Source organism: Chitinophagales bacterium (assembly GCA_016787225.1).
Taxonomy (GTDB): domain Bacteria; phylum Bacteroidota; class Bacteroidia; order Chitinophagales; family JADJOU01; genus CHPMRC01.
In genome coordinates, this window is sequence record JAEUUY010000005.1 from 118,720 (window position 1) to 134,137 (window position 15,418).

At 35.9% G+C, this 15,418-nt stretch carries 13 protein-coding genes and 1 tRNA gene; 6 read left to right on the forward strand and 8 right to left on the reverse strand.

Going from position 1 to position 15,418, the window contains the following annotated elements; genetic code table 11:
• Window positions 1-4: 4 nt before the first annotated feature.
• Together ygiD and JNL75_00990 are read left to right on the forward strand one after the other, a co-directional pair.
• On the forward strand, window positions 5-838 hold the full coding sequence (gene ygiD, locus JNL75_00985) for a 4,5-DOPA dioxygenase extradiol (GenBank protein ID MBL7788389.1): 834 nt from the start codon (window positions 5-7) through the stop codon (window positions 836-838).
• 145 nt (window positions 839-983) lie between these two features.
• Complete coding sequence (locus JNL75_00990; GenBank protein ID MBL7788390.1) at window positions 984-4,328, forward strand: TonB-dependent receptor; 3,345 nt, start codon at window positions 984-986, stop codon at window positions 4,326-4,328.
• Between the two features lie 204 nt (window positions 4,329-4,532).
• Here JNL75_00990 and JNL75_00995 read toward each other — a convergent pair whose 3' ends face one another.
• Both JNL75_00995 and JNL75_01000 read right to left on the reverse strand, forming a co-directional pair.
• Complete coding sequence (locus JNL75_00995) at window positions 4,533-4,751, reverse strand: GIY-YIG nuclease family protein (GenBank protein MBL7788391.1); 219 nt, start codon at window positions 4,749-4,751, stop codon at window positions 4,533-4,535.
• A 40-nt stretch (window positions 4,752-4,791) separates the two neighbouring features.
• Window positions 4,792-4,864 (reverse strand) — tRNA-Lys (locus tag JNL75_01000).
• Window positions 4,865-4,984: 120 nt separating this feature from the next.
• Between JNL75_01000 and JNL75_01005 the strand changes: the two genes are divergently transcribed.
• Both JNL75_01005 and JNL75_01010 read left to right on the forward strand, forming a co-directional pair.
• Window positions 4,985-5,338 (forward strand): TM2 domain-containing protein, encoded by a 354-nt coding sequence (locus JNL75_01005; protein MBL7788392.1) that lies wholly within the window; start codon window positions 4,985-4,987, stop codon window positions 5,336-5,338.
• A gap of 81 nt (window positions 5,339-5,419) precedes the next feature.
• The gene (locus JNL75_01010) at window positions 5,420-5,740 is read left to right on the forward strand and encodes a DUF3276 family protein (GenBank protein ID MBL7788393.1); all 321 of its coding nucleotides are present in this window, start codon (window positions 5,420-5,422) and stop codon (window positions 5,738-5,740) included.
• Between the two features lie 61 nt (window positions 5,741-5,801).
• Here the strand turns inward: JNL75_01010 and msrA are convergent, their stop codons facing one another.
• The gene (gene msrA / locus JNL75_01015) at window positions 5,802-6,335 is read right to left on the reverse strand and encodes a peptide-methionine (S)-S-oxide reductase MsrA (GenBank protein ID MBL7788394.1); all 534 of its coding nucleotides are present in this window, start codon (window positions 6,333-6,335) and stop codon (window positions 5,802-5,804) included.
• A 107-nt stretch (window positions 6,336-6,442) separates the two neighbouring features.
• Window positions 6,443-6,889: a peptide-methionine (R)-S-oxide reductase MsrB gene (gene msrB, locus JNL75_01020; protein MBL7788395.1), complete on the reverse strand. Its 447-nt coding sequence runs from the start codon at window positions 6,887-6,889 to the stop codon at window positions 6,443-6,445.
• Window positions 6,890-6,933: 44 nt separating this feature from the next.
• On the opposite strand from msrB, the gene JNL75_01025 reads away from it, so the two are divergent.
• Complete coding sequence (locus JNL75_01025; protein ID MBL7788396.1) at window positions 6,934-7,827, forward strand: hypothetical protein; 894 nt, start codon at window positions 6,934-6,936, stop codon at window positions 7,825-7,827.
• Between the two features lie 146 nt (window positions 7,828-7,973).
• Here JNL75_01025 and JNL75_01030 read toward each other — a convergent pair whose 3' ends face one another.
• Window positions 7,974-8,738 carry a hypothetical protein gene (locus JNL75_01030; GenBank protein MBL7788397.1) on the reverse strand — a complete coding sequence of 255 codons (765 nt, stop codon included), beginning with the start codon at window positions 8,736-8,738 and terminating at the stop codon, window positions 7,974-7,976.
• 155 nt (window positions 8,739-8,893) lie between these two features.
• The gene (locus tag JNL75_01035; protein MBL7788398.1) at window positions 8,894-9,496 is read right to left on the reverse strand and encodes a superoxide dismutase; all 603 of its coding nucleotides are present in this window, start codon (window positions 9,494-9,496) and stop codon (window positions 8,894-8,896) included.
• A gap of 170 nt (window positions 9,497-9,666) precedes the next feature.
• On the opposite strand from JNL75_01035, the gene JNL75_01040 reads away from it, so the two are divergent.
• Entirely contained in the window at window positions 9,667-11,184 is a 1,518-nt protein-coding gene (locus JNL75_01040; protein ID MBL7788399.1) for an aldehyde dehydrogenase family protein, read from the forward strand.
• Between the two features lie 147 nt (window positions 11,185-11,331).
• On the opposite strand, the gene JNL75_01045 is transcribed toward JNL75_01040, so the two are convergent.
• Both JNL75_01045 and JNL75_01050 read right to left on the reverse strand, forming a co-directional pair.
• Window positions 11,332-12,393, reverse strand: a complete 1,062-nt coding sequence (locus JNL75_01045) for a hypothetical protein (protein ID MBL7788400.1) — start codon at window positions 12,391-12,393, stop codon at window positions 11,332-11,334.
• 230 nt (window positions 12,394-12,623) lie between these two features.
• Window positions 12,624-14,987, reverse strand: coding sequence for an Omp28-related outer membrane protein (locus tag JNL75_01050; GenBank protein MBL7788401.1), 2,364 nt, complete (start codon window positions 14,985-14,987; stop codon window positions 12,624-12,626).
• Between the last annotated feature and the right edge of the window lie 431 nt (window positions 14,988-15,418).

Consider the following 15,418-nt stretch of genomic DNA (forward strand, 5'->3'; position numbering starts at 1 on the left):
AGCTATGAATCTTACTTCGCTAAACTCATTGGAGTCTTGGTCCTATTCTCTTCCTAATACTGAAAAAATGCCTGTTTTATTTCTCGGTCATGGCAGTCCTATGAATGCCATTGAGGATAATCAATTCGTAAGAGGATTTCGAGATATAGCCAAGACCTTACCTAAGCCCAAAGCCATTCTATGTATATCAGCACATTGGTATATCCATGGTACTAAAATATTGTCGGCAGCTATGCCCAAAACAATCCATGATTTTGGAGGTTTTCCCGAAAAGTTGTTTCAAGTACAATACCCTGCCAAAGGCAGTCCCGAGCTAGCCAAAGAGGTAAACAATTTGCTAGGAGCTAAAGCTAGTTTGTCAGACGATTGGGGGCTGGATCATGGTGCTTGGTCAGTATTGGTTCACTTGTACCCCAAGGCAGATATTCCTGTCATACAAATGAGTATAGATTATACCAAGTCTGCGAGTTATCATTTTGAATTGGCAAAACTATTGCGCAAGTTAAGAGACAAGGGCATTCTCATCATTGGGAGTGGAAATATCATTCATAATCTAGGTATGATCGATTGGCCGAATATTGATAAAGAAAATCATGGCTATGATTGGGCGCGAGAAATGCGAGACAAGATAAATCAGTTTATTTTAGATAGAAATTTCCAATCCTTAATCGATTATCAAAAACTTGGCAAAGCCTTCCAAAATGGAATCCCCACTCCTGACCACTATTTACCTTTGATATATACCCTTGGTTTATCTAAAATTAAAGATGAGTTTCAACTTTTTAACGATAAAATGGTTGCAGGTTCCTTGAGTATGACCTCATTGAAAATTGGATAATTAACATATTATCAATAAAATACGATTTCTCTTTAATGAAATCATTATCTTTCTAAATACTGTTAACTTTTTGTTAATTAAATGTTAAAGACGTTTAATGTCAATAACCTTATATTTGCCTTAATAAATCTAAAATTATAAATAAATGAAAAAACAATTATTGCTCATTTTGGGTATGCTATTGGTGTCAGGTTATATGCTAGGGCAGGTAACTACTGGAGCCATTGCAGGAAAAGTAATGGATAGTAAAAAGCAGCCAGTAGAAGGCGCTAAAATTAAAGTAACCCATGTACCTTCTGGTTCGGTCTATGGTTCTACTTCACGCGCGAATGGCGCTTATGAAGTACGAGGTCTTCGAGTAGGCGGTCCATACACAGTAGAGGTTAGCTATCTAGGCAAAGGAAAAGATAGAGTGGACAATGTATTCGTTACATTAGGAGAACCTATTTTTGTCGATTTGAATCTTGAAGAATCTGCTACCTTGATAAAGGAGGTTCTAGTGACGAGTGCTAGAAATAGTATTATTAACGAAAATAGAACAGGTGCAGCAACTAATATCAATTCGACAATGATTAATTCTATGCCTACTGGTAATAGAACTTTAAGCGATATGACAAGATTGTCTCCACAAAGTGGGGCTAGTTTTTCTTCTTCTCGATTAAATAATCAAAATACCTTTGGTGGTAGAGACGGAAGATATAACAATCTCCAGGTAAATGGAGCTAATTTAAATAATGGTTTTGGTCTTTCTTCAAATCTGGCACCAGGTGGTTCAGGACAGCCAATATCGCTGGACGCCATTGAAGAGATTCAGGTGGGAGTTTCTCCGTTTGATATTCGTCAGGCAGGTTTCACTGGAGCCAACATCAATGCTGTAACGAGAAGTGGTACGAATGAGTGGCATGGTTCAGCCTACACCTTTCATAAGACGAATGGCTTAGTAGGTGATAAGGTGGATACTGTAAATCTTGATGTCAAAAAAAATACGAATGCTATTTATGGAGCCAGATTAGGTGGACCAATAATTAAAAACAAGTTGTTTATCTTTGGTAGTTTCGAAACGGAAAGAAACGCTTTTCCAGGCAATACATGGGTTACTAGAACAGGAGGTTTCACCGGTAACCCTAGTAACGTAAGCAGAGATAGTTTAAACAAGTTTAGTAATTTTTTAAGAAATACCTATAAGTACGAAACTGGTGCTTCAGAAGGGTATGGAGACGAATTTGTCAATCAGAATTTGAAATTCTTAGGAAGAGTTGATTGGAACATCAATGACAACCATAAATTTTATATCAGCTACAGCCAAATGAATGCTTCAGAGGATAATATAGTAAATGCTACCTCAGCTCCAAATGGACTTTCTAGAGTATCGAATACTAGAGTTGGAGAGAGTGCACTCTCTTTTCAAAATTCAAACTACACTCTAGACCATATCGTAAGAACTATTTCTGCTGAATTGAACTCTACCTTAAATCCAATTATGCATAATCAGCTATTAGCTACCTATTCATATAATAACACGATCCGAAATACTCCAGGAAGTATATTTCCTTTTATTGATATTACGAGTGGAGGTACAAATAATTACATGTCAGCTGGTTCAGAGCTTTTCTCCTACAAAAATGACCTTATTAATAAAAACTTTATTGTTACCGATAATTTAAACATTGATTTGAAAAACAACCAGTTGACAATTGGAGCTTCATTTGAAAATCAATTGTTTGAAAATAGTTTCTTAGGTGGAGGCAATTTATATTATAGATATAATAGTTTAAATGACTTTATAACTAATGCCAGACCTTCTGCATTCTCGGTTGCATATCCTTTAAATTCACAAAATGGTAACACATATGTGAAGGCATCTTATTCACAATTAAGTGCTTATATCCAAGATAAGTTCACCATTTCTAAAAGATTAACTTTGACAGGAGGTATCAGATTTGAACTACCATTCTATGACAATTCATTTTTGACAGCAAATCCTGCAGTGGATGCCTTAAAGTTAAATGGACCAAATGGACAACCAATAAATTTTACATCTGGTCAGTTCCCTGCTCAACAATTGATGGTTTCTCCGAGATTTGCATTTAACTGGGATGCCTTAGGCAATAGAAATCTACAAGTAAGAGGTGGTATCGGAGTTTTCACAGGTCGAATACCTTTCGTTTGGTTAACTAATCAGGCTGGCGGCATTGGTACCTTGGTTACAAACGTTGCCTACACATCGACAACACAATTAAACCCAATTCGTTTCTATACCTCATTGGAAGATATGAAAGCAAAAAATCCTGCTGAGTATGCTAAATTACCACAAAGCAATACCTCGTTGCCATCATCTGTGGTGGTGGTAGATCAGGAGTTTAAAATGCCGCAGATTTTAAGAGGAGATATCGGTATTGACTACAAATTACCATGGTATGGTTTGATAGCCACAGGAGAAATAATGGTATCGAGAGATATTGATAATGTCTTCCAATACAATGCAAATCTACCTAATGCGCAGTCAACATTAAGCAGTGCAAGCGGAGATAATAGACCAAGATGGACAAATAATAGAGCCAACCCAGCTTTAGGTCAAGCCTTTGTCTTATCAAATACCAATCAAGGATATTCCACAGTTATTTCATTGGGTATTGCTCGTCAGGCTAGAAAAGGACTATACGGTTCCTTCTTCTATACTAGAACGATTTCAGAGGATGTATCGTCAAATCCGGGTTCTCAGGCTTCTTCAGCATGGAATTCATTGCCGAATAATTCATCGCCTAATACACAAATGTTAGCAACCTCACAGTACAACACACCTCATAGATTGGTAGGTTCATTATCCTATAAATTTGAATATGGAAATAAAAAACAATTAGGAACTACCGTTTCTATTTTCTTTGAAGGTGCTAATCCGGGAAGAATTAGCTATATGTATGCGAATGATGTCAATGGAGATGGCTCTGCTTCAGACTTGATCTTCATACCAAACAAAGGTAGCGATATGAACTGGCAAGCCTTTACAGCTAACTACAGAGATGCAAATGGTGTAACTCAAACTAGAACCATATCTGTAGCGGATCAAATAGCTGCTTGGGATGCATTTGTGGCACAAGATGAGTATTTAAGTGCAAATAAAGGCAAATATGCTCAACGCTATGAAGCTTTATATCCATGGTATACCAGAATGGATATGAGAATACTCCAAGATTTCAATTTTAAAATCAAGGATAGAAAGCATACGATTCAGTTCAGTTTAGATATCATGAATTTACCGAATTTAATTAATAGTGCATGGGGTGTTCAGAAACAGCTTTCAATTGGCGGTTTGTCTAATAATGCAAATTATATTAATTCTGTAGCTAATGCTGGAAATCCTGCTAACCCATTCTATCGATTGATTCCTGATGCTAATGCTACCTTAGACAACTATAAGTCTACTTTTGTAAATGATAACTCTGTATTTAGTACATGGTCTATGCAGTTAGGCGCTAGATATACATTCTAGTCTTTAAGACATTGTTTATTTTAAAACCGCCTTCGGGCGGTTTTTTTTGCTTATAATGTATAGTTTGAGTGATAATAAAAAGGCTCCAACAATCGTTGAAGCCTTTCGTGATCCCGTGATGACGCTATTGGTCAGCATGCTGACAACCTTAGGTTCGTCAGCACTGGAACTTCATTTAAGACTTATATTTTTTTATAAACTGCACTATTTTTCTTTACCAAGATTATTAAGTTTTCTTTCTAGTTCCATAGACTCACGTCGAGAATCTTTTTCAATGCTTAATTCTAAAATCCAAGGAAGGTAAGGTTTGGTAGACTTCACCGACCCTGCATTATGTCTTGTTAATCTATCAGACAAATTGTTTGTTTGACCAATATAATACTTGTCAAACTTACTTGAGTAAAGGATATAAACGAAATACATTTTTTACAAAAAAGGCTCCAACAATCGTTGAAGCCTTTCGTGATCCCGCTGGGACTCGAACCCAGGACCACTACATTAAAAGTGTAATGCTCTACCAACTGAGCTACGAGATCGTCTGCCTTTTTTCAAAAGCGAGTGCAAATGTAATCAAATAATATTAAGCTGCAAGTATATTTTATCGAAAATCTGTAACCTTTTTGTATTTTCACATCTCATAGATAAAATTATTTCAAATGAACCCAGATAACACCATAATGCTACTGCCATACAGTACACCCGAGGAGAGAATTATGCTAACGAATCTCCTTCTAGAAAAGACGGTTGAAGAAAAATCAAATTTCATGAAGACTTATATCCTTCAGAGAAAAGACCCACAGCAAATTTTGCTTTTTACTCTAATCGGATTTTTAGGTTTTGCTGGTATTCAACGTTTTGTAATTGATGAAATAGGAATGGGTATAATATATTTTCTAACTGGGGGTTTTTGCCTCATCGGGACAATTATTGACGCTATTCGTTATAAAGAAATAGCGTTTGAATACAATAAGAAAATGGCAAGTCTTGTTTATAATACCGTTTTTTCTTAAGTTCTAGGGCTAAAAAATATAGGAGTTTATTTGCTTTTCCTTAAATTTGCCTTAGTCATTTATAAAACTAAATAAAAACAAGTGGAAAATAAGGATACAAATAATGGTGTATACTCACATAAAGTGAGAGCGGGAAAGAGAAGAACCTATTTTTTCGATGTAAGAGCGACCAAGTTTGATGATTATTATATAATCATAACTGAGAGCAAGAAAAGATTTGATCAAGAAGGTTACGAACGCCACAAAATTTTCTTATACAAGGAAGATTTTAATAAGTTCGTGGATGGTCTAAATAAGGTCGTTAATTATGTCAAGCAAGATTTGATGCCTAATTTTGACTTTGATGCCTTTAATTCCGACTCTGATGATTCCTCAGATGGAGCTGATGAAGCAGAAGGATAGAAAAGAGACTGAATAACCTATAACAAAATGCCCAAACATTTCAGTTTGGGCATTTTTTATGTTATTTCTTGAGTTTTGAAGAATATTTCTTCATCATTTTATATAGTTTTTCGCTTACTACTTGACAATATGGATTCTTATCTTTATTCAGTGCATAATAGTTTTGATGATAGTCTTCCGCAATGTAAAATACAGTCATTTTTTCAAGGGTAGTCACTATTGGTTTGGGGAAATCTTTTTGTGCTAACTTCAGCCTTTCAGCTAAATGCTTCTTTTCATTTTCGGTCTTATAAAAAATAACTGATCGGTATTGTGTACCTATGTCTCCACCTTGTCTATTGAGTGTGGTAGGATCATGCGAGTGGAGGTGGATATCTATTAAATCATCGTAGCTGATTTTTGTAGGGTCATAGGTGATTCGCACACATTCTGCATGTCCCGTTTCTCCTGTACAGACTTCTTTATAACTCGGGTTCTTGACCGTGCCGCCACTATAACCGCTTTCGACCTTAGTGACTCCGTCTAGGCTCAAAAACATAGCCTCTGTGCACCAAAAGCATCCTCCTCCTATTATTAATTCAGCTAACATATTCATTAAAGTTTAATTAGTTAATAGTGGTAAGTTATATGTTTGAAATGTTTTAGAATGCGCTCTGTAGTCATTTTCAAATTTTCAAATTGTTGCATTTTCAAATTTTATTATCATTTCACCTTCTCCAATGCAATCGAATTCATACAATAACGCAAACCCGTAGGTTCTGGGCCATCTGGGAATACATGACCTAGATGGGCGTCGCATACATTGCACCTGGTCTCTATGCGTTCTCTTGATAGTGAATTATCAACGATATATTTTATGACATTATCAGCTATAGGTTGTGTGAAGCTTGGCCATCCCGTACCAGACTCGAATTTGGTGGTAGCGTCGAACAAGAGCGTTTTACAACATTTACAAGCGTATATCCCTGGGTCGAATGCCGTGCAAAATGCACCTGAACCTGGGCGCTCAGTACCATGTTTACGAGTCACATAATATTCATCTTCCGTCAATATTTTTTTCCATTCTTCATCTGTCTTTTCTACTCGCTTTGGCGGCTCAGCATTGCCTTCGGTAGCTAGTTTCAAAATAATGTACCATGTAATAATCATAAACAGTTATCTTTGAAAGGTAAATGTAATTTCAATTTCACAATATGACGAAGAAAATAATTGTTTTAGTATCAGTCTTGTATTCTTTTAACCTTTTTTCTCAGGGCTGCAGCGATGCAGGTTTTTGTTCATTAGGAAACATTACTCCTCATATGGATCACTTCCAAGAGCAGAAAAAAGTGAATATGATGCGTTTTGGTTTATCTTATGGTCGTGGGCTTCGTTCGCTTAATGTCTATAATCCTTATATAGAATATACACGTATCGTCAATTCTAATATTTCCTTTAATACTAGAATTAATTTCATGGCTCACACAGGCAATGATATTCAAACGGGAGAAATTGGAGATGTTTATGTTACTGGTGACTTTAAGTTTGCTCCAAAATTTAAAACGGTTATAGGATTCAAGGTTCCATTGCAGCAAGGCGGTAAGGTCAAGCGTGGCGTAGTTCTTCCCATGGATTATCAAAATACACTTGGGACACTCGATTTTCTTTGGGCATTGCAGACCAATGTTAAAAACGTACACCTAGCTGCAGGTTGTCAGATTCCTTTGACGCAGAATGACAATAAATTCTTCACTTACAATCTTGTAGCAACCGAAGAATTCCCGACGACGAATGGTTTTTACAGAAATCCAGATGTGTGGTTACGTGTTTCATATCCTATCCATGTCAAGAAATGGTCTTTTATTCCTAATTTATTGCCTATATACCATTTAGGAAATGATAGCTACAAAGATGAGTTCGGTATCAGAAAACCTATCATTGGTTCTCGAGGTTTAACTTTCAATGCAGATATTCAAATTGACTATAAACTGTGTGAAAATAATATTATCGGTTTAAACTTTGCAGCGCCATTTATTACAAGAACTATTCAACCAGAAGGTATGGGTCGTAGATATGTGGTCACATTAGATTTTAGGAAGAGTTTTTAAAAAGTCGCAGTGAGGCAGTTATCAGTAGTAAGAGTCTCTTCCGTTCTAAGAAGGAAACGAAGGTGAATAAATTATACTTTGGTCACCGCTTCAAATTGACTCACTTTCAAATTTTCAAATTGACTCATTGTCTAAACAACTAATCATTAAGGCTTCTCCTTCCATAGTTTATCAGCTGCAGGTAAATATTCAGGCAGAGCTGCAGATCCATACCAAGGGTAAATCTCGACATCAAATATCTTATTCTTAATTGCAGGGTCTGATTGAAGAAGAGATTCCGTCTCTTCAATCGTTTTTGTATTGAGTATAAAAATTCCTCTATAGTTGTTTGCATTTTTGGCTAAAAAAGGCCCAGCTATAATTAATTTCCCTTCTTTGACCAAGCGTTGAATATTGTCCATATGCCCACGAAAACTATTCTGAACGATATCTTTATCGGTTGTAGTATTGGAGCCTGTTTTGAGAATCACGAGGAAGTAGCTTCTCATTCCCAATTCATCGGCTCCTAGTTTCTCAGCTAGCTCAGCATCGTAATTTTTATTTTTTATCGAACTATCTTTCGCCATAGTTTTCTGTTTTATCAATCTATATGAAAATTTTTTATGTGCACCATCGCTTACGACTATTCCTAAAGTATCTTGGCTATAAAATTTATAAACAATGACTTTAGGGAAATCATGAAGAGGATTCTCAAAGTTAAAACTATTATCTACTTTTTGCAGTTTAAAACGAATCTCTTTATTGAAGTTTTGACCTATGACAGCAGGGATATAATACACTTCGTTATCAATAGCCTTTATATCCAGATATTCATTTAACTTGAATACTCCATTTTTTAATGTATAGGATATTCCTTTCAGAGACTTATCACTATGCCTTGTCCATTCCTCATAACTATCTTGACCCTCCATTTTCCATTTTCCAACTAAAAAATGAGGGAAATTTTCTTGAGAATAAATGATAAGTGCCTCCTTTAAGAAACAAACAATTAAGAGGAAAGACTTAAATCTTTTCAAAAACTTTTATTAAAATTTCCTTTGTGACTTAGCGTCTTTGTGGCAAAGGACTACGCTGAATAATTCGCATTCGCCTGATTCCAATCTACTACATTCCAAAATGCAGCGATATAGTCAGGTCTTCTATTCTGATAATTAAGATAATATGCATGCTCCCATACATCTAAACCTATGATAGGTGTGCCAGGACATTCTGCAATATCCATCAAAGGATTATCTTGATTTGGAGTAGAGCAAATACATAGACTGCCGTCTGCTTTTTTGCAAAGCCAAGCCCAACCTGAGCCGAACCGAGTTGTCGCAGCTTTATTGAATTCTTCCTTCATAGCTTCAAATGAACCAAACTGTGCAGTGATTTTATCAGCCAAAGGTCCTGTAGGATTGCCTCCTCCATTTGGACTCAATATATTCCAGAAAAATGCGTGATTCCAATGTCCGCCACCATTATTTCTCACTGGCATAGGATATTTAGAAATATTTTTTACAATATCTTCGATAGCGAAATTCGCTGCTTCTTGTCCATCCAATGCTGCATTGAGGTTGGTGACATAAGCATTATGATGCTTGGAATGGTGTATTTCCATAGTTCTAGCATCGATATGAGGTTCTAGTGCATTATAATCGTAGTTTAAAGAAGGTAATTGAAAAGCCATATTTTTTATTTTTTAGTTTGATAGATTTTTGAACAATTTTAATTTCTACAAAGTTCGCTATTTAAATTAAATTATCAATAGGAGGCATATAAAAACCGACAAATTTCAATAGAAGCCAGTATTTTTGGCAACCATTATTTTTTAAAATTTACAATTCAAAATTAACTTCAATGGAATTTCTCAAAGCATTAGGCATTGAATCAATCAATAAAGGCACATCGACAGGAAGCGTATTTTTGGATACTACTTCTGATTTAATAGAATCCTATTCCCCCGTCAATGGGCAGAAAATAGGAGCAGTCTATACCACGACAGATACAGATTATCAAGCCGTCATGAATAAGGCACAAGAAGCGTTTAAGGTTTGGAGAAATATCCCTGCTCCAAAGCGTGGAGAGATCGTGCGACAATGTGGAGAGGAGTTCCGTAAATATAAGCAAGAACTAGGTCAGCTGGTGAGTTATGAGATGGGTAAATCGTTACAAGAAGGACTGGGAGAAGTTCAGGAAATAATTGATATCTGTGACTTTGCTGTAGGACTTTCCCGTCAATTGTATGGATTGACTATGCATAGCGAACGACCGAATCACAGAATGTATGAGCAATATCACCCTTTAGGTATTGTAGGTATTATATCTGCATTTAACTTTCCTGTGGCGGTGTGGAGCTGGAATGCTATGTTAGCTTGGGTTTGCGGGGATGTCTGTATTTGGAAACCCTCTGAGAAAACCCCGCTATGTGGTATCGCTTGTCAGAATATTATCAATAAAGTATTTGAACGCAATCAAGTGCCAGAAGGCGTCAGTTGCCTAATCAATGGAGATTATAGAGTAGGAGAATGGATGTCAAAAGACGAGCGTATTCCATTGGTGTCTGCTACAGGTTCTACTCGCATGGGAAAAATTGTAGCTCAGACTGTAGCTGCTCGATTGGGCAGAAGTCTTTTAGAATTAGGTGGTAATAATGCTATTATCATTACAGAATCTGCTGATTTGAAAATGGTCATTCCAGGGGCTGTCTTCGGTGCAGTGGGTACTGCTGGACAACGATGCACCAGTACACGAAGATTGATTATTCATAGCTCGGTGTATGACAAGGTCAAGGAAAATTTATTGCTAGCTTATAAACAAATCAAAATAGGAAATCCTCTCGATACCAATAACCACATGGGACCATTGATCGATGTCGATGCGGTCAATACTTATCTGAATGCGATTAAAGCTGTCAAGGAACAAGGTGGAACACTATTGCTCGAAGGAAGTCAATTGACGATAGAAGGCAGTAATTGTTATGTGTCGCCATCGATAGCAGAAGTGAAAAATGATATGCCTATTGTGCAACATGAGACCTTTGCACCTATTTTATATCTGATGAAATATGATGATTTAGACGAGGCGATTGCTATGCAAAACGATGTCAAACAAGGTCTATCAAGTGCTATCATGACTTTGAATATGCGAGAGGCAGAGAAATTTTTATCTGCAAATGGCTCAGACTGCGGTATAGCTAATGTCAATATTGGTACTTCTGGAGCAGAGATAGGAGGTGCATTCGGCGGTGAAAAAGAAACAGGTGGTGGACGTGAATCAGGCTCTGATAGCTGGAAAGTCTATATGCGCAGACAAACCAATACCATTAATTATGGTAGTGATCTTCCTTTGGCGCAGGGAATCAAGTTTGAGTTGTAGAAAATTTAGCTACATCGGAGCAATAAGTTAATAGAAAAAACACCATCCAGCTTTATCGAAGTGGACTGTCTATAGAACAAAGAATAGTAATTCATATTAAAAAAGCCACCCGAAGGTGGCTTCAAATTACATATATAAAAGAAATGCTTACCCTCCTAACTGAATGCATTTAGCGCAGCTATTACATCCAAGAGCTGGAACAAAGCATATACTCGTAATGGTTTTACCACCTAGATTTACTAACCCCGAACCACGTGCAACGATACTGGTACCATCGCTAAAATAAATATACACATCCAACGGCCCACAACCAAAAAATTCGTCAGGTAACATCAAATTACCTCCTAAAAACCAGTTACCGATAGTTATAGAGGTAATATTATTCATCAGGTTGCAGCAAGTCTCACAATTAAGACCATTCGTACAATCAATAACATTGATATTTCCAGTTAAATTCTTAACTCCACAAGCATCCTTTACTGTGGCACAGATAGGGAAAGAACCTACATTGTTAAAGCAAAACGAGATTATGTCACTTCCAGAACAATTACTGAAGGTTGTTACTGCGGTTTGAACTCCTCTATCATCTGTTTTAATTCCGCCTAAAATATCTTCTTGGGAAACACAATCACCTTTGCAAATTTGAATATTTCTTATTGTTAAGTCGTCTAGATTACTAACTGGTATAACTCTAAAACAGTTGAATCCTAATTCATATCTTGCTCTAAAACCACCACCATCAACAAAGTTAGTATTAAACACAATCTTGTTTATGTTCCTAGCTTTATTAATATTAGTAAAATCGATTGAATATAACTGAATAGATTCTCCATTTGTATCCTCTCCATCAACTATTTTTATTGGGGTTATTATATTTTCATATTCATTCGGAACATCTGAATAGTATGAAATATAACTAGATGAATGAGGGATATATAGCGGATCCGTAGAAGGAAGCATGTCGCTAACAATTCCAGTATTTTGATTATACTTTACAAATCTAAATTCAAGTTTACAGTTAGCACATATATCAAAACACTTTGAAATATTTGTACCTGTCCCTCCTCCAGCAAAACCTGAGCTAATCGTAGTAATCTTCCCACCACAATTCATATAAAAGATCCAGTTATGTCCATGTTCCAATTGCAATTGACACGGAAGATTTGACACGAATAGAAATCCTACTAAAGTTAAAAATAATTTTTTCATAATTGATAAATTTAAAAAGTTAATAATAGTGCAAAGATAAATTGTTAACTAGTTAAAAACATTATCCGATTTGTAAACGGTAGGAATAAGTTTGTAAACGGTAAATTTTAGTTAAAATACATAAATATTTATTTTCTAGAATTTGTGAACGGTCGTTTTTAGTATGTGAACGGTAAGAAAAAAAAAGCCACCCGAAGGTGGCTTTTGTATTTGTAAATAACAAACTAATACTATTTCGAAGTATTAAACTTATGTGATTTTAAAACTTGACCATCCTTAGATACTCTAGCTATATAAATACCATTGGTAAGTGGGCTGAAGTCAATATTATCAGAAGTTACCTTGGCATTTAATACCTGTTGACCTTTGATATTATAAACTTCTAACTGAGCACCATTAAAGTCTCTATCCACAAAGATTTTGTTGTCGAAGAAATAAAGTAGTTTGTCAGAAGCATCCGATACTAAAGTAATACTAGAAGCTGTAGATGCTAGTAAAGAAAATTTAAGATCCTTAGCTGATGTAGTGCTGGTGCTATCTTTGCCTTTCCACGACTTTAGCATAACGTAACCATAACCTGCATTTCGCTTATGATCTATGGTAATTTTGTAGATATCAGTTGTAGGGTTTCCTGTTGCCTTAAATGATGCCCTTTGAGTAGCAGGATAGTTAACACAAACTGCTGGATCGCAAATAGTCAAGAAAGTCCAATTGGAAGGAATTGTCACATTTGTAACTTTCCAAGTATAATTACTATCTTTCATAAACGTAGGAGCTCCTATAATATCGACATCAGTCTTGGTAGCTGTTGCAATTTTATATGCTTTAACGTGAAAGGTATCACTAGATGAGCCACCTCCACCACCGCCAGAGCCACCAGTGCTCTTAAGGGAGATTTGATCAATATATAAAGCATTACCTCCATTTCCAGGTAACCCGCTTACTCTTACCAAGCATTTTTTACCTATCAATGCAGATAGATTTACGTCCACTTTCTGGTATTCTGCTGAGGTAGGTACATAGAAAGAAGTAGGAGGATTAGCTGTTCCTGTGATTTGACAATTCTTAGTATCCACGTCGACCCAATTGGTTCCACAATCTGTAGAGTATGAAACTTTAATGGTAGGAGCAGATGAACTTTCCTCACCAGTATTAGAGAACGCATAATAATAAGATAGTGTAGGATTCGTAACTCCAATGAAATTAGCTTCACCCATTACTAGGTGAGCACCTTTTCCATTCACTCCCCAAGAACTATGTAATGAAAGTCTCCACGAATTTTTAGAGCTTTCTGCTCCCAAACCAGCAGTACTAGTAACCAATGAATAAGCAGAGTTCTCAGAAGCATCAATAAAGGCATTTGAAAAAGGTGTTGTTTCCATATCTACATTTAGATTAGTAAAAGCATTCGGTTTAATTCCCACAAGATTTGTTGAGTAGGAATTATTTAGCACTTTATTATCTGTAATCGTAGAACCTCCATTAATATTTGTAAATCCTTCTACCTTATAAGAAAATATACCACTGGCGTTTGCTTGAATTTCATTCCATGTCAAAACAGTTCTTTGTCCTGGAGCTAAAGACCCTGAGAATGATTTAGGAGTCGCTACACCATTAACTGTAGCTGTTACTGTGAATGAAGTTGCTGTAACGGTAGCTGAATTGTTTGTAACAACCACTCTTGGAGTAACTTTATTATCACACCATTTTGTTTCTGGTTCCATGAAACCACGAATAGGTAAAATAGAAGAATCTTTCAAACTTAAATCTATTAAATTAGGGTTATTATGAGTAACCTCTGTCTCATAACCTGTTAAAATTTTATTATTCCCTTCTGCTACAAAAGCAACAACCTTTAGGCTATAGATATCTAATGGAACATTCCCAATAGTAGCTGGTAGAATAGAAACATAAGTTCTCTTATATAATTTTCCTGCAGTTAAAGTATCTAAAGATGCTCCCCATGCGGTAGGTGTCTGGTGCATTCTCAAAACATGATTATGTACATATTTACCATTAACGTAGTTTGAAGGATTCCAAGTAGTTCCACCAACTTGATCGCCTAAAATTCCATCTTGTAAAACTGCTACAGTAAGTTTATTTGAAGTTCCAGTACCATTGCCTGTGTAGTAAACTTCTACCTCTGTAGTTAATAATCTTGTATCTTTATCAACACTAGACTTACACCAAACATTTACTGGTGATGACTCTGCAAGAATACTCGCAGCTTCACCTGCCCATGCTCCTCTATTGGATGCCCAAGGAGACTTAACCCTATTAACTGAACCAGCTGGATAACCAGAAATGCCTGCAGATCCGTCTATAGTTGTTCCGACAGTGGTTCTTAAATCTAAAGGATAGGATGTACTTGGTGCTGCATAACCTCCTGAATGTATATTAATCAAGAAAATTTTACCAGCATTTGCCTTCGCTAAATCATTTGCAATTTTATGCCCATCTGGACAATATTGACAAGTTTGTCCAGTGAATTCCTCTAAAACAACAGTTTTATTAGCTGGCGTTGTACTGACATTTTGAGCCTTAGTAGCAATAAAGACCACCATAGCAATTAAAAGGATAGAAATCTTTTTCATATAAAAGTTTAAAGTTTATTTTTTACAAACACAAAGATAAGTATTATTTATTCATTAATTAAATTTTAACTACAAATTATTAGATAATCCAGCTGCAACAATTTCTTTAGATTATGACACAATTACATAAAGGTAAAAACATATATTATTCATTATCTGCCAGTAATATGTGATTAATGAGCCAATTCAAATTTGAGATTACATGATTATTTTGTCTTTTTTAACAAATATATAATAGAGCAGCCTCTAAAAAGTGAACTCTTTGTTTAAAAATTATACCAAAGACCAGTTAACCCAAATTTTAAGAAAACAATCGTCTTTTGACAAAACAGAGCTAACATAGCTCCGGTGAGCAAGGCCTATGTTTAAAATGGTGATTTAATCCCCTCCCAAATTTTGGTTGAAATGCAAAAAGGCTTCGATAATTCGAA

Bases quoted from the DNA above. Each gene is read 5' to 3' on its own strand.
- ygiD (MBL7788389.1), top strand. From the start codon at position 5: ATGAATCTTACTTCGCTAAACTCATTGGAGTCTTGGTCCTATTCTCTT.
- msrA (MBL7788394.1), bottom strand. From the start codon at position 6,335: ATGAATATGTTAGCTGAATTAATAATAGGAGGAGGATGCTTTTGGTGC.
- JNL75_00990 (MBL7788390.1), top strand. From the start codon at position 984: ATGAAAAAACAATTATTGCTCATTTTGGGTATGCTATTGGTGTCAGGT.
- JNL75_01005 (MBL7788392.1), top strand. From the start codon at position 4,985: ATGAACCCAGATAACACCATAATGCTACTGCCATACAGTACACCCGAG.
- JNL75_01045 (MBL7788400.1), bottom strand. From the start codon at position 12,393: ATGAAAAAATTATTTTTAACTTTAGTAGGATTTCTATTCGTGTCAAAT.
- JNL75_01030 (MBL7788397.1), bottom strand. From the start codon at position 8,738: ATGGAGGGTCAAGATAGTTATGAGGAATGGACAAGGCATAGTGATAAG.
- JNL75_01025 (MBL7788396.1), top strand. From the start codon at position 6,934: ATGACGAAGAAAATAATTGTTTTAGTATCAGTCTTGTATTCTTTTAAC.
- msrB (MBL7788395.1), bottom strand. From the start codon at position 6,889: ATGATTATTACATGGTACATTATTTTGAAACTAGCTACCGAAGGCAAT.
- JNL75_01040 (MBL7788399.1), top strand. From the start codon at position 9,667: ATGGAATTTCTCAAAGCATTAGGCATTGAATCAATCAATAAAGGCACA.
- JNL75_00995 (MBL7788391.1), bottom strand. From the start codon at position 4,751: ATGTATTTCGTTTATATCCTTTACTCAAGTAAGTTTGACAAGTATTAT.
- JNL75_01050 (MBL7788401.1), bottom strand. From the start codon at position 14,987: ATGAAAAAGATTTCTATCCTTTTAATTGCTATGGTGGTCTTTATTGCT.
- JNL75_01035 (MBL7788398.1), bottom strand. From the start codon at position 9,496: ATGGCTTTTCAATTACCTTCTTTAAACTACGATTATAATGCACTAGAA.